Source organism: Nocardia callitridis (assembly GCF_039543305.1).
Classification (GTDB): Bacteria; Actinomycetota; Actinomycetes; order Mycobacteriales; family Mycobacteriaceae; genus Nocardia; species Nocardia callitridis.
On sequence record NZ_BAABJM010000001.1, the window covers coordinates 1796631 to 1811096 of the forward strand.

A 14466-nucleotide genomic window follows, 5' to 3' on the forward strand; every position below is an offset into this window, starting at 1 on the left:
TTTGTCCGGCATCGAGAACCGTCGGATGACGACGACGTGAATCGCAAGCAGTTCCTTCAAACCACTGCACTGACCGTGGGTTCGGGTGCGGTGCTGGCGAATGCCGCACCGTCAGATCCTGAAATGATCGAGGCAATGGCCGGGCCGACCACGCACTACCGGCGCATGGAGTCCTCGGTGCCATCCGATCGGCTATTCCCTGCTGTTGAGGCACAGCTAGCTCTTGTCGCCGGAGTTGTGCGCGATCGGTTCCGCACTTCCAGTGGATTCCGCGTGTTGTCCGAAGTGGCCGGCCTCTCCGCGTGGCTGGCCGTCGATCGAGCCGATGACTCGACCGCCCGCAAGCGCTACGGAGAGGCGATCTCGTTCGCCGAGCGCACTCATCACCCGTTACTGGCCGCATACATGACGGCATCTCTCGGGCATTACGCCGTCGAGGCAGGAGACGGACGCGCCGGACTTGCGATGCTCCGCACCGCGGCGGGTCAGATGGGTACCGATGTGCCCGACAGTGCTGGTGCGTGGCTGGCGTCGTTGCTCGCGGTCGCGCACGCGGCAACCGGCGATCGAACTAGCGCCCTTGCATCATTGCGTCGGGCCGAGCGCTTGGCGAACCGACAACGGGGCGAACCACGGTGGCCGTGGGTATTCGTATTCGACGGGCCGAAAGCGGCGCGTTACGAGGCCAGCACGCTTGCCCGGCTCGGCGAACATCGCATGGCGCGAGAAGCGTTCGCTGTCGCCGAACCGACACTGATTGCCGCCAAGCCGCGCGCACTGGCGCACGTCGAACACGCCCACGCCTTGGCGCGGAGTGGCGATATCGAAGGCGGGTGTGCACTCGCCTCCGACGCGTTGGCTGTCGGATTGACGTACCGCAGCGAGCGAATTACGAGGCTGGCTCGAAACTTCCGAGCCAGTCTGCCGACGCAGACTGTCGAGGCTCGACCCCTTGATGATGCACTGGCCACGCTGTACAGACGGGACGATCTATGACGCGGATTGCGATCACAGGACATCGGGGGCTTCCTCCTGAGACCACGACGCGGGTTGGGGTTGAGATTCGCACCGAGGTAGTCAAGCGCGTCGGCGCCGACTTGGTAGGGGTGAGTCTTATTGCCGATGGGCCGGATTCGTTGTTCGCATGCGCCGTCCTCGAACTCGGCGGCTCACTCGTCGTCGTCGTCCCGTCCCGCAGATACCGTGAGGGGCTACCAACTGAACATCATCTGGTATACGACGAATTATATTCCGCTGCATCGGAAGTGATCGCGCTCGATCGGGAAGAGTCCGATTCCGAAGCCCACCAGGCGGGTAGCGTGCGCATGCTGGAGGAAGCCGACGAACTGCTCGCCGTTTGGGACGGCCAGCCAGCACGCGGTTACGGCGGGACCGCCGACGTAGTGGCAGCGGCAAGAGACCGAGCCATGCCGGTCACGGTGATCTGGCCCGTCGGCGCAACGAGGGACTAGCTTCGCGAGGTTGTTGGCGACGACGATCCAGGCGATGCCAGTTCAGAGCCAGTTTCCAGCGTGCCGCCAGTGTGCCAAGACGGGCAGATACGAGCCGGAACGGTTCGGTACCACCTGGACACGAAAGGGCCTCTGACTTGGACTAGCCGGACCTGTACGGACGCCGGATCATACTTTCCGGCTCACTCGTAATGAAAGGTCAGGAGTTCGATTCTCCTAGGCGGCTCCACCCGGAAAGTGGCCCTAACCAGCCGCTTTCCGGCTCTGGTGCAGGCTGTTCCGCTCGCGGGGCGTGAGCGAGAAGGGTTGCGCGCCGTCGCCGAGGCGCTGCTGTGAGGCTATGCGCGCAGCCCGCCGGTGAGGAGGGTGGCCAACTCCCGGTAGGCGTCGGCGTCATCGAGTCCGGTGGCCGCACGTACGCCGCCCTGCTGGATGCGGGCCATCATGGTCGCGGTGAGCTCGGCGGTGAAAGCGGCGTGCACATCCCGGAATTCGCCGTTCGCGACGCCTTCATCGATGAGTTGCGCGACTCTGTGCGCCGCGATGCGGGTGTTCTGCTCGTAGACCTCGCGTGCGGGGGCCAGTGCGTCGAGATCCGACATGAACTGATCCGAGGCCGCGCCGAGGGCTTTTCCGACCGCGGTGAGGTAGGCGATGATCCGTTCCCTCCCCCCTTCGATCTGGGTGATCTGCTGCTCGACGTCCTCGGTCGCGCTGCGGAAGAAATGCACTGCCGCGGCTTTGACCAGCTGCTCTTTGCTTCCCGCGAGGGTGTACAGGGTCGACTTCGAGCAGCGCAGTCGTGCCGCGATGTCATCGAGGGTGAGGTGGGCGAAGCCCTCGGCGAGGAAGAGCTCGACCATGGCGTCGAACAATTCGGTTCGCCGCCGAGTGGTGAAACCGCCAGGAGTGAGCTGATCCATACGCCGAATAGTACTGAAAGTGCTCTTGCAGTACTGTCGACGTGACAGTACTGTGATGAGTACTGGAGTACTGTTTTTCGTAGCCTGAACGGAGAATTCCTGTGGCCGTCGAACGATTGCTGCCCACCGATGAGGCCCGCGATCTGATCCAGCTCGCGCGCGATATCGCCGACAAGGTCCTCGCTCCGATCGTCGACGAGCACGAAAAGGCGCAGACCTACCCCGAGGGTGTCTTCGCGCGTTTGGGTGAAGCCGGGCTGCTGAGCCTGCCGTACCCCGAGGAGTGGGGCGGTGGCGGTCAACCGTACGAGGTGTATCTCCAGGTGTTGGAGGAACTCGCCGCGCGCTGGGCGGCGGTCGCGGTCGCGGTCAGCGTGCACAGTCTGTCCTGCCATCCGCTGCTGGCCTTCGGTACCGAGGAGCAGAAGCAGCGCTGGCTTCCGGAAATGCTGGGCGGCAACACGATCGGTGCCTACAGTCTGTCCGAGCCACAGGCTGGTTCCGATGCCGCCGCAGTGGCATGCAAGGCCAACCCCGTCGAAGGGGGTTACCGAATCAACGGCACCAAAGCGTGGATCACCCACGGTGGCGTCGCCGATTTCTACAACGTCTTCGCCCGCACCGGTGCGGGATCGCGCGGCATCTCCTGCTTCCTGGTTCCGAAAGACCTCGACGGATTGAGCTTCGGTAAGCCCGAGGAGAAAATGGGTCTGCACGCCGTGCCGACAACCACCGCGCACTACGACCACGCCATGGTCTCCGAGGATCGCCGCCTGGGTTCCGAGGGGCAGGGGCTCCAGATCGCGCTGAGCGCCCTCGACGCCGGTCGGCTCGGGATCGCCGCGGTAGCAACCGGATTGGCGCAGGCCGCGCTCGACGAAGCCGTCGCCTACGCCAAAGAACGCACCACCTTCGGTAAGAAGATCATCGACCATCAGGGCCTCGGTTTCCTGCTCGCCGACATGGCCGCCGCCGTGGATTCGGCGCGAGCCACCTACCTCGACGCCGCGCGACGCAGGGATGCCGGGCTGTCCTACTCGCGGCAGGCTTCGGTCGCGAAACTCGTGGCCACCGACGCGGCGATGAAGGTCACCACCGATGCGGTGCAGGTCTTCGGCGGCTCCGGCTACACCCGCGACTTTCGGGTCGAGCGGTACATGCGCGAAGCCAAGATCACCCAGATCTTCGAGGGCACCAACCAGATTCAACGGTTGGTCATCAGTCGTTCGCTCGCGAAGTGAACCGAATATGTCGGCAGCCGGTTGCCACCTGCCGGCCGGGTCGAACAGCGAGCACCCATCGGTCGCAACGCCCTGGGCAGCCAGGGACGCCGATCCCGGACACCGACACACTCAGGAAGTGCCCATGAGCCTGCCAGCCATTCTCAGCGACCGGCTGCGACTACCCGTCGTGGCCTCGCCGCTTTTTCTCGTATCCGGTCCGGAACTGGTGGTGGCCCAATCCATCTCCGGTGTGGTCGGCTCATTCCCCTCGCTCAATGCCAGGCCGCAGCCTGTCCTACGCGAATGGTTGACCCGCATCACCGAGGATCTGGCCAAACACGACGCCGATCATCCGGACAGCCCCGCCGCACCCTTCGCGGTCAACCTGATCGTGCACAAGAGCAACGACCGGCTCGAGGAAGATCTCGCGACGATCGTCGAATTCCAAGTGCCCATCGTGATCACCTCGCTCGGTGCACGAACTGATGTCAACGAAGCCGTGCACTCCTACGGCGGCGTGGTCCTGCACGACGTCATCAACAATGTGTACGCGCACAAGGCGATCGAGAAAGGCGCCGACGGTCTGATCGCCGTCGCGGCGGGCGCTGGCGGCCATGCCGGTACCCAGTCGCCGTTCGCGCTGGTGCAGGAGATCAGGTCCTGGTTCGACGGCCCGCTATTGCTGTCCGGCGCGATCGCGCACGGCCGTTCGATTCTCGCCGCTCAGGCCGCGGGCGCCGACCTCGCCTACGTCGGCTCCGCGTTCATCCCCACCGACGAAGCCAACGCCGACGGCCGCTACAAGCAGATGATCGTCGACTCCACCGCCGCCGACATCGTCTACTCGAACCTGTTCACCGGTGTCCACGGCAACTACCTGCGCGCCAGCATCGCCGCCGCCGGCCACGACCCCGACAACCTGCCCGAATCCGACCCGTCGGCCATGGATTTCGGCACCGGCGACCAGCCGACCACCGGTGCGAAACCCTGGCGCGACATCTGGGGCTCCGGCCAGGGCGTCGGGGCCATCGAGGCAATCGAACCTACCGCGCGGGTTGTCGACCGACTCGCAGGCGAATATGTCGCCGCCCGCCGCCGCCTGCTGCTGGAACTCAGCGACTGACCCTCCCGCGCAACGGTTTCGTCCTCGCGCGCGGAGACTCGGTGCGGCGACCGACGATGATTGTCGTGGACTACTCCGGTGAAATGGCAATTCACACTATTGGTAATGGTGCTTGCACGACAGGATATGGATTACCTCGTTCTCGACTCGGTACACCAGGCGGTGCTCTTCGTGCTCGCGCCAGAACCGATGCGCAGAGGAGTCCGGCGGCAGCGACATGCCGAAGGCATGGGGAAACCCGAGCCACTGATGCACAGCCTGGCAGGTTGGTGGTCGCGCCGGATCACGCAGGAGTTCCGAACCGTGGACCGGTCGACGCTCTGGCGCGCGGGTAGCACCGCTGCCGAAATAGCCGGCTCAGTTCCGGGTCGTACCGGGTTCGAGAGCCAACCGGACCTGAGCTTCGATCGCGGCAACGACGGGCCTAGGCAGATGCACCCGACCTCTGGCCTCGAGGTCGACGACGATCTGCTGCGCTTTGCGCAGGTAGGAGGTCTTTTCGGCGGCGTGATCAGTGGCTTGTGCGTGGTTGTAGAGCTTGGCGGCGGTGTCGAGGTCGCAGCGGTCGTTCTGGTCCAGGTAGTTCGTTCCGGTGGCTTTGCCGTCGCGTTCGCAGCGAATCCAGGTGCGCCGCAGCGTATCCACCGCCGCACGGTAGCGGCCCGCGTACGCGGCATCTTCGGGGTAGGTGTCGGTGGCGAGTGCCTGCGCCTCCGCCAGTGCGGTGTGGAAATCCATGACCGGGTCCCTGGTGATGTCGGTGACTCCGGGATAGCGCAGGAAGAGGGTGGGATCGAGTTCGTAGGCGCCGTATTCGGAGAGGACCCGTCGGTGGGTGGTGCGCGACGCTTCCCACAGTCGGATATCGGCGGCGGGTGATGCGCTCGGTGTGGTGTGCCACCTCTGGTCGGTCGGTTGTTCTGCGTCACGACGATCGGCGGAAGTTTTCTCGGCGGCGGCGGCGTCGTCGGCGGTGGGAGCGGCGACGTTCGACGGTGTCGGCGAAATATCGTCGGCCGATTCTTCGACCGCGTCCTGCGGTTGTGCCTTGCGGAGTCGTCGAATGATCTCCTCGGCAACGGGATCGGATTCGTGTACCGCGACCTGGTAGGGACCACCGTCGACGAAGGTCAACCGCAGAAACCGGCAGCCCTCGACGCGAAGGTCGCGATACTCGGGTGCGACGTGCGTTTCCGAAGCGGCCTCGGACGACAGTTCGACGCCGACGAGCTCCGTGAGCGGTCGGACGACATCCGAGGAATCCGCTGCGTGCGCGGCATCGATGCCGATGATGACCTGTTCATCGGCCAGTCCGAGCCGCACCGTCGGGCGCACGGACGCACCGAACACGGTAAGCCCGAGCGAACCCGTCACCGCCGCACCGACGATTGCGACGACGATGTCGGGCGTTACACCGAGCAGCGCGAGCACCACCAGCAGCGGTAGCGCGCCCAGCAGCAGTGCGGTGCCGATCACCTGCCGCATCCGCGCCGTGCCGGTGACGTATTCGGTGCGGGTGACCAGTGCCGCGTCCGAACCCGTCGTCACGGAGTTCACGGTCGCCGAATCGTCGAGCACATACGGTAAACGTTACCGTGACACCGTCGTTCCCGGTGCTCAGCGCGTATGGTTGGCTCGTGCCCGACGCTTTGCCACAGTGCCGGCGGGTCGTACTCTTTCCCGCCGATCATCAGGGGCGCCGGTGAATTCGATGGTCCGCGCCGCGATAGGTGGCGTGTGTGTCGGCGGCGGGGTCGCGGTCGGCGCCTACTCCGGTGGTTGGTTCCTGCTGGTCGCGGTGATCGCCTCCCTGTTCGGAATAGGGCTGGTCGTCGGCGACTACTTCCGTTCGCTCAGCGCAGTTTCCGACGGTGAGCTCGTACCGGTCGAGGTGGACCTGCTCGACCGCAGCCCAACGCTCATGGGCAGCTCGCCGACGCTTGTCGCCGGCACGGCGAGCCCGGAAGGCGATGTGCCGTTTCGCTTTCAGGCCAGTGCGAAGCTCTCCGATGCCCAGGTAGCCGAGGTGGTTCGGGAAGGGCGCGGTGCACTTCCCGCGCAAGCGCTCGGAACCCCGGGCTCGGCACCGGTGACCGAGCATCGCACGCCCCGGCTGCGGGCTCCTGCGGCACTGGTGGCTGCCGGCGCGATGTGGACGACGATTCTGTTGCCACCCAGCGGCTTCTGGGACCTGCGTGAGGTGGCGACGAGCCTGCCCGCCGCGGTGTCCTCGGTCGGTTCCGATGAGCGCCCGCTGTGGCAGTGGTACGACGACGCGCTCGCGCACGTGCGTGCCGAGGCACCCGATTTGTTGAATTCGATTCTGGAGATCACCGCCAACGAGAGCTATGTCGAGCTGAAGGTGTATCTCGGCGGCGATCGGACGCGGGTATACGAGGGCCGTACCCGCGGCTGGGAGGTGCGTGAGGAGGCGACATCGTTGCGGACGCGCGATACCTTCACCTCCGCCGACCTGCACGACTTTTCGGCGCGCGACGTGCTGTCTCGACAGGCCGCCCAACTACCGGAGGAGAAACGGCAACCTGGCCGGTTGGAGATATCACGGGACAGCGAAGACATCTTCGGCGTCACCCACCCGCTGGTGGCCGAGGTGTGGTTCGGCGACTCCTCCGACACCCGGATGTACGCACTCCCCGACGGTACGGTGGCGCCGTGGTGGCGGGCCGACGATCTCGCCGGGGCCCTCGAACAGGTGGGGGCGGCTTTGACGGCCCGAGGTGTCGCAGCCGACGCTGCGGTGCTGAACTCGATCACGCTCGGCCGAAGCGGGTCGAGCCTGTCCGGTTCCTTCGGCCTCGAGTACTCCCGCGATGGCACCCACCACAGGACAGTCGCTACCGCAGGCAGATTCACCTCCCCCAACGACTCGAGCCGCAGCTCCGACACACCCAGTTTCCGACTCGCTGATGTCGACCCCACCTCGCTCACCCGTGTCCGGGACGACGCGATGACCCGCTACGGCATCGATCCCGTCGACCGCGCGACCGCGGAGATCTCCATCACCAACTGGCGACGAATCGACTCCGACCACGGCGAAGAAATAGTGATCGAGGTCGATTACAGCCGCGCCCACGGTGATTCGGCGTTCTACACACTGAGCGGCCAACCTCTGTCCGGCTGATCTGTGCGCGCTGCCCGCGTCCCGGTCGCGGCGATCGACCGGAAAACGACACAGCGACAGCCGACGTTTCGGCCGTGGCTTTTCGCTGCCATCGACCGATCCTGGTGGCGCACAATCAGAATGACGCGTCCGTCGGGCGTTCGAATGACGTGTCCGATAGGTGTTTGCTGGAAGGCTGGCGGGCGGTCGTGTCCACGGTCTGTTCGGTGGTGGCGTGTGCTGCCGCTTTAGCGTAGTGATAGCTATGGTCAGGTGGACGAATTTGCAGATGGGCACGGTATTTTCGTGTTCGCCACGAGCTGAACTCAGCGTATTGCGAGACCAGCCGGTCTGCGAGATTTTCCCAGGGGTGTTGCTGTGCTGATGCCGGTTGCTCTGTGGTCCAATAGCTCTGGCTCGCTGCTGTATCGCGGGAATGCGATGCGGCAACGGGTGTCCGACGGGCTGAGAGCGTCACGGGTCCTACCGAGTACGAGTGCGTGGAGGTTGTGAAGGTCCAACAGGCAAGTAACCTCTAGGCTTTCGGTTCGGTTCGACCATGCGGTCCGACTATGAATCCCCACTGCATCGCCTCCCTCCGAGGAGGCCATGAGACCCCGGTACTCGCGAATCGCGGTACCTGGGGCTGCTGCTGATCGGCAGCAGTCACCGCAGTGAAGGAGGTTCGGTGGGCAGCGTTCCGCCCGAGTCATCGGACAACACCCGGGAAGGGGCCTCGCGCCCCGGCGGGGTGGAGACAGTCAGCCGTTGGTGCACGGCTGCCGCTAAAGGATGCGACTTCGTGTTTACGATTTTGGTCGTCATAGATAGCGACAGCCTGGCAACAACGGTTGCCAGGCTGTCGGCTGTGTCACTTCGCGCGATCAGTGCTTTGCTGAATTCCTCGCGCGAGTGACCTCTGGTGCCCGGTTTGTCAGGTTGCCCCCTGGCGAACCGGGCACTGTCTACTAGTAGGACATCTGTACGGTATTCCCGCAATTGGTCCCACGGTTTTCCTGCGGCAAAGGTGAGGTTTCGTGATGAAAATTACGATTTCTCCCTCATCGCAGAACGCTAGCTATCCGTATTCGGTGCATTGCAGTGGCAACGCGTCACAAACCAGTGGCAAGTTGCTGTCCCTGCCTAGCCTGTGCAGCCAGTAAGTTACTCGCCATTAGTCACATTCGTGCAACAAGTTCCAGTCGCTGGAAAGCCTGGGCCTGAACAAAATTCAACTGCTGGCATCCGGCCTGGTAGCTCATGAGGTATTCGGAGGGGTGCGGGCGCCGGATTGCTGTGACCGTGAAGCAGGCTTGCGACGGGACCTCGGTTAGGCGCCCAGGCTGGCTGAGGCGGCGTCCAAGGCCACGGTGGTGTCGGCGAGATGGTGGATTGCGGTGTGTTGGTGGGTGATCAGGATCAGGGCTGTGCCTTGGGATTTGAGGGTGTTGAGGAGGGTGAGGATCAGGCTTTGGGTTCGGGGGTCGAGGGAGGAGGTGATTTCGTCGCAGATGAGGATGCGGGGGGAGGCGGCCATGGCGCGGGCGAGGGCTACGCGTTGTTGTTGGCCGCCGGAGAGTTCGGTGGGGCGACGGATGGCCAGTGCGGGGTCCAGGTGAACGGATTCCAGGAGGCGGGCGGCTTCCTCGGCGGCTGCGCGATTGTCCATGCCGCGCAGGCGTAGCGGACGGTGGATCTGGGTGCCGACGGTATAGCTGGGATTCAGTGAAGTGGCGGGGTTTTGGAAGATCAACTGGATGGCGCCGCGTTGTTCGGGCGAGCGTTGGTCTACCCGTGCGAGCAGACGTTGGCCGTCGAGTTCGATTGTGCCCGTCTCTGGTTGGTGTAGACCGGCGACAACCCTCGCCACCGTGGTCTTGCCCGCGCCGGAGCGGCCGGTGATGGCAACGCATTCTCCCGGGTGTAGGTCGAAAGAGAGATTCTCGGCTACCGGAAGAAATCCACGCTGCTGGCGATGGCCGACCGTGAGTGCCTCGACGTGCAGGACCGGTGTATCGGACGACGCCGCTGGGCGGCACGCCGGAGTAACAGCGGCGCTTGTCTCGGTACGGCGGTATGGCGCTCGGGAGACGATCCTTCCCGTATCCAGCTGCGCCACTTCATCGATCACCGGTGCGAGGCCGGGCAGGTCATGGGTGACCACGAGTAGCGCCGTCGAGGTGGTGCGGCGGATATCGGTGAGCAGTTCGACCAGTTCCGCACGAGTCTGCTGGTCGAGGCCGGTGGTGGGTTCGTCGAGCACGATGACGGCGGGATCGCCGATCAGCGCCATCGCCAGCAGCACGCGTTGCTGCTGGCCGCCGGAGAGTTCGTGTGGGTAGCGACGGCGGAACCGGGCGTCGTCGGGCAGGCCGACTCGGCGCAATGCCGTGGCGACGGTGGCCTCCAGGTCGGAAGTCGGTTGCAGGCGGGCGATTTCGCGGATCGCGGTGGCAACGCGCATCGCCGGGTTGAGGCCCGCCGCAGGGTCCTGCGGCACGTAGCCGATACGACGCTCGCCGGTGCCCACCATGACGACGCCCTCCGTACGCAGTTGCGGTGGTAGAGCGCCGAGCGCGGCGAGCGCGAGGGTGGTCTTGCCAGCACCCGACGGGCCGACGACCGCGAGCCCCCGGCCGGGCGGAACATCGAGGGTGACGTCGTCGAGGACGATCGCGTCGTCTTGATCGCGGACGGTGAGGTGCTCGACGCGAATCCCCCCGTCGCCGCCGCGCACGATTGCTGTTCGTCTGCCGCGCCGTGTGCCCAACGCACGGTCGGTGAGCATATTGATCGATACCACCAGCAGCATGATGAGCACAGTCGGCGCGAGCACAGACAGCGGCTGCCTGGCGAAACCAGGACGGTTCTCGGTGATCATCAACGCCCAGTCCGCCGAGGGTGGGCGCAACCCGAGGCCGAGAAATCCGCTGACCGCCACCATCGAGATGGTCAGTGAGATCCGCACACCGGCGTCGGCCAATACCACCGAACGCAGATTCGGCAACACCTCGACCACGGCCAACCGCCACAGCGGTTCACCGCGCGCCCGAGCTGATTCCACGTACCCGGTCGCCGCGATATCCAGTACCGCGGTGCGCACGATGCGGATGATCCATGGCACGCAGGCGAACGCGGTGGTCAGCACCACGGCGGTCGGCCCGCCACCGACCGCCGTAGCGATCACCGCCAACAGCAGAAACCACGGCACGACAAGGATCGCGTCGACCGGTCGCATGATCCAACCGTCCAAACCGCGTCGCAACCCCGCGACCAGCCCCAGACACAGGCCGATCGCGTATGCCACCAGGATGGCGACGGTGGCGATCGAGACCAACGGCAACCCGCCGTGCAGCACACGCGAAAGTACATCGCGACCGATCACATCGGTACCGAGCAGATGCCGCGCGGACGGTCCGCGCAGCGGCGGCCCGGCGGACGCGGTCGGTGCGTAGGGTGCGAGCAGCGGGCCGAAAACTACCAACCCCAACACTGCGGACGCGAGCAGCGCCCAGCCGGTCCGAAGGTTGAACTTCTTGCGCATCAACGCTCCTCGGACATGCGGTGTCGAGGGTGCCGACCGGTACGCGCCGTCGCAGCATAGGTGGGCGGAAAAACGGTGGTGTCGGCCGAGACCGTCAACGCCGGAATACGCAACGTTGGTGCCGAGAACACGCTCGCTGAGTTCTGTATCGAAAGAGTGCACTCAAACGCCAATGGCGTGACCGTGCGTGATGTCCGCATGTGCGTATCGATCCGGTTGCGCGCCGGTGCTCTTCGGGTGCCGGCCGTTGGGGGCACGGTTCGCCGCACGAGGTGAGTGTGGGGCGATCGCGGAAACACCGATCTCGGTCGCCGTCGGCGACGACTTCGGCATCTCTGATCATGAAGTGGTGGTGGCGAATATCGCCGCGAACTACCTGGTCGTTGTGCGCTGTACATGATCGGCTCGCATACCGATTCGATTGCGCAGCATGGTGCATCGTGCGGAAGCGGCGTGCTCGAGTGAATGCGAAAGTCAAGGGAGGTCATCGGGGTTTCACCGTTTCTCCAGAACCAACTGTCGGGCGCGTGGGCTGGTGAGCAACGCCAAGATGTCGGCGATCAGGTAGACCGTGATGCCAGCCGCGGCCATCAGCACCGCCGCCGACTGCACGAAGGGGAAATCACGAGCGGAGATGGCGCGCAACAACTCCTGTGACAGCCCTGGGTACACGAACAACGTCTCGACCACCGCGACGCCGCCGATCAAGCCGACCAGCCCGGCCGCCAACGGGTGCACCGAAGCCGACAACACATTGGGCGCGGCGTGGCGCAGCAGCAAACGAAGTTCGCCCACGCCATTGAGCCGAGCTGCCTGGATATACGGCCTGGTCATCACCTCGGTGGTTTGTGCGCGCACCATCCGAGTCGGGTGCGGTGACAATCCGGTGAGCAGACAGACGATCGGCAGGATCAGCACCTCGGGACGGCTGAACGGGCTGGCACCGGTGGGCAAAAGTGAGACGGCGGGGAGTAGGTGCAGTGTCAAAGAAACCAGCGCGACCAACAGCACGCCGGAGACGAAAGACGGCACCGACTCCGCGGTGAGAGCCCCGACGCTGATCGTCCGATCCAGCCGCGATCCCGGTCGTGCTCCCGCGGCGAGTCCGAGGCCGATAGTCAAGGGAACCAACAGGATCGCGGTCAGGACAGCCAATGCGGCACTGTTGGACAGACGCTCGAGCAGGATGTCGTGCACGGGGCGGCCCGAGATCAGCGAGGTCCCGAAGTCGCCGCGCACGAATCCGCTCGCCCACTCGGCGAACCGCACCGGCGCGGGGCGGTCCAGTCCGAGTTCGGTGCGCAGCGCGGCGACCTGTTCCGGTGTCGGCGTCGCACCGCCATTGCGCGAAAGCGCGACGGTGGCCGCATCCGAATCCAACGATTCGAACAGGCAGAACACCACCAGCGCGACGACGAACAGTACGACGATGCCCGCGCCGACGCGGCGGGTCAGATATCCGACCATGGTCAGCGAGCGAGCCAGGCTTTGGCGAAATTCGCCCAGTCGTCGGTGCCGGGGACACCGCTCGGCACGCCCTGCACCTCGACGCGTGCGGCGTCGGGGCGCTTGGCGAAGCTGTGCAGAATGAGCCCACCCTCATCCCAGAGTTCTTGTTGCAGTCCGTGATACAGCGCCGTGCGCTGCTCGACACGCAACGAAGCGCGTGCCTCGGCGAACTTCGCGTCCCACGCTGGGCGATGCCAGCCGGTGCCATTGTTCGGTGCGTCGGTGACCATGGTCTGGCCGTAGAAATAGTCCAGGCTGTAATTCCACATCCCCAGGTGGGTGAGCGGCTGCTTGCCCGCGACGATCGCGAAATAGGTGTCGGCGGGTACGGATTCGAGTGCGATGGTGATACCGGCGGCCTTGGCCTGTTCGGCGAACAGTGTCGCCGATTCGACCATGCCGGGGATGGCGTCGGCGGTGTGCATGGTCACCTGGAGGTTCTCTTTGCCCGCTGCCTTCAGCAGGGCTCTGGCCTGTTGCGGGTCGTAGGAGCGTTGCGGCAGCGTGTCGTCATAGAAGGGAGCACCCTTGCCGTAGGTGTCGTTGCCGATCTCGGCGTAGCCGTAGTAGACGGAATCGACCATGGCCTGTCGGTCGACCGCGAGGCGCATCGCCTGGCGCACTCGCACGTCGTCGAAAGGCGCCATGTCCGAACGCATCTGGAAACAGTTCATCAATCCGAATTGCGGCACGAGCAACTTGATGCCCTGGTCGCTGTCGGCACTCTGCGCCTGTACATAGGACATTTCCTGGACCATCTCCGCGTCACCGGAGAGGAACGCGTTCATCCTCGCCTCGGTTTCGGCGATCTGGATGACTTCCACCTCGTCGAGCAGAACCTGCCCGTCCCAGTAGCGTTCGTTGCGGCGCAGCAGAGTGCGATCGCCGGGCGACCAGCTCGCGAGCGCGTAGGGGCCGGTGCCGACGGGCAGCGTCCTGTCGTCGAAGGTGCTGGTGCCGTCCTTGATCACGTAGCAGTACCAGCCGGCCAGTACCGATCCGAAGTCGGCGATCGGTGCCCGCATCGCTACGTCCACGGCGAGGTCGCCGTCGGTGCGGGTGTTCGCGATATCGATGATCGCGACGTCGCCCGCCGAACGCTGCCTCGGGTTGACCATGCGTTGAAAACTCCAGAGCACATCACGCGAGGTGAGCGGGGTTCCGTCGCTGAAGACGATGCCGGGACGCAGCGTGATCCGCCAGCGGCTGCCGTCGGCGTTGGGCTCGACCGATCGCGCGAGCCGGTAGCGCAACGTCAGATCGTCGTTGTAGGCGACCAGCTTGTCCCAGACATTCTTGGAGACGACACCGCCCGCGGAACTGCCCGCGTCGAAGGGGTCGAGCACGTCGGCGCTCGCGGAGCGACCCGCGACGACGGTGCGTAGTCGACCGCCGGGTCGGGGCGGGCCGACCGGAATGTCGGTGGCGTCGGTGCCGCAACCGGTCAGCGATGCGGCGAGCGCGGCGGCGCCGAGTGCGCCGCCCACCAGAAAGCTCCGGCGCCCTAAGGGGTGCCGAGCCGATGTGGAGTTGTTCATGGCCATCCTCGTG

At 65.1% G+C, this 14466-nt stretch carries 11 protein-coding genes and 1 pseudogene; 6 read left to right on the forward strand and 6 right to left on the reverse strand.

Annotated elements, in window-relative coordinates; genetic code table 11:
* Positions 1-123 precede the first annotated feature (123 nt).
* Both ABEA50_RS07645 and ABEA50_RS07650 read left to right on the forward strand, forming a co-directional pair.
* Positions 124-996 carry a tetratricopeptide repeat protein gene (locus tag ABEA50_RS07645; protein ID WP_345494344.1) on the forward strand — a complete coding sequence of 291 codons (873 nt, stop codon included), beginning with the start codon at positions 124-126 and terminating at the stop codon, positions 994-996.
* A 110-nt stretch (positions 997-1106) separates the two neighbouring features.
* Positions 1107-1472 (forward strand): hypothetical protein, encoded by a 366-nt coding sequence (locus ABEA50_RS07650; protein ID WP_345494345.1) that lies wholly within the window; start codon positions 1107-1109, stop codon positions 1470-1472.
* A 338-nt stretch (positions 1473-1810) separates the two neighbouring features.
* Here the strand turns inward: ABEA50_RS07650 and ABEA50_RS07655 are convergent, their stop codons facing one another.
* On the reverse strand, positions 1811-2395 hold the full coding sequence (locus ABEA50_RS07655) for a TetR/AcrR family transcriptional regulator (RefSeq protein ID WP_345494346.1): 585 nt from the start codon (positions 2393-2395) through the stop codon (positions 1811-1813).
* Positions 2396-2496: 101 nt separating this feature from the next.
* Between ABEA50_RS07655 and ABEA50_RS07660 the strand changes: the two genes are divergently transcribed.
* Together ABEA50_RS07660 and ABEA50_RS07665 are read left to right on the forward strand one after the other, a co-directional pair.
* Positions 2497-3636 (forward strand): acyl-CoA dehydrogenase family protein, encoded by a 1140-nt coding sequence (locus tag ABEA50_RS07660; protein WP_345494347.1) that lies wholly within the window; start codon positions 2497-2499, stop codon positions 3634-3636.
* Positions 3637-3760: 124 nt separating this feature from the next.
* A complete protein-coding gene (locus ABEA50_RS07665) occupies positions 3761-4741 on the forward strand; it encodes an NAD(P)H-dependent flavin oxidoreductase (RefSeq protein ID WP_345494348.1) in 981 nt (326 codons plus the stop codon).
* Positions 4742-4837: 96 nt separating this feature from the next.
* Here the strand turns inward: ABEA50_RS07665 and ABEA50_RS30910 are convergent, their stop codons facing one another.
* Positions 4838-4960 carry a type II toxin-antitoxin system YoeB family toxin gene (locus ABEA50_RS30910; protein ID WP_425577575.1) on the reverse strand — a complete coding sequence of 41 codons (123 nt, stop codon included), beginning with the start codon at positions 4958-4960 and terminating at the stop codon, positions 4838-4840.
* Between the two features lie 9 nt (positions 4961-4969).
* Here ABEA50_RS30910 and ABEA50_RS07670 point away from each other — a divergent pair.
* Positions 4970-5035, forward strand: a pseudogene (locus ABEA50_RS07670) (type II toxin-antitoxin system YoeB family toxin); the annotation flags it as partial.
* A 63-nt stretch (positions 5036-5098) separates the two neighbouring features.
* Here ABEA50_RS07670 and ABEA50_RS07675 read toward each other — a convergent pair.
* A complete protein-coding gene (locus tag ABEA50_RS07675; protein WP_345494734.1) occupies positions 5099-6289 on the reverse strand; it encodes a hypothetical protein in 1191 nt (396 codons plus the stop codon).
* 154 nt (positions 6290-6443) lie between these two features.
* On the opposite strand from ABEA50_RS07675, the gene ABEA50_RS07680 reads away from it, so the two are divergent.
* Entirely contained in the window at positions 6444-7883 is a 1440-nt protein-coding gene (locus ABEA50_RS07680) for a hypothetical protein (protein WP_345494349.1), read from the forward strand.
* A 1309-nt stretch (positions 7884-9192) separates the two neighbouring features.
* On the opposite strand, the gene ABEA50_RS07685 is transcribed toward ABEA50_RS07680, so the two are convergent.
* The 3 genes from ABEA50_RS07685 to ABEA50_RS07695 form a co-directional block, all read right to left on the reverse strand.
* Entirely contained in the window at positions 9193-11406 is a 2214-nt protein-coding gene (locus tag ABEA50_RS07685) for an ABC transporter ATP-binding protein/permease (RefSeq protein WP_345494350.1), read from the reverse strand.
* A 495-nt stretch (positions 11407-11901) separates the two neighbouring features.
* On the reverse strand, positions 11902-12873 hold the full coding sequence (locus ABEA50_RS07690) for an ABC transporter permease (protein WP_345494351.1): 972 nt from the start codon (positions 12871-12873) through the stop codon (positions 11902-11904).
* Between the two features lie 2 nt (positions 12874-12875).
* Positions 12876-14453 (reverse strand): ABC transporter substrate-binding protein, encoded by a 1578-nt coding sequence (locus ABEA50_RS07695; protein ID WP_345494352.1) that lies wholly within the window; start codon positions 14451-14453, stop codon positions 12876-12878.
* Positions 14454-14466: the final 13 nt, after the last annotated feature.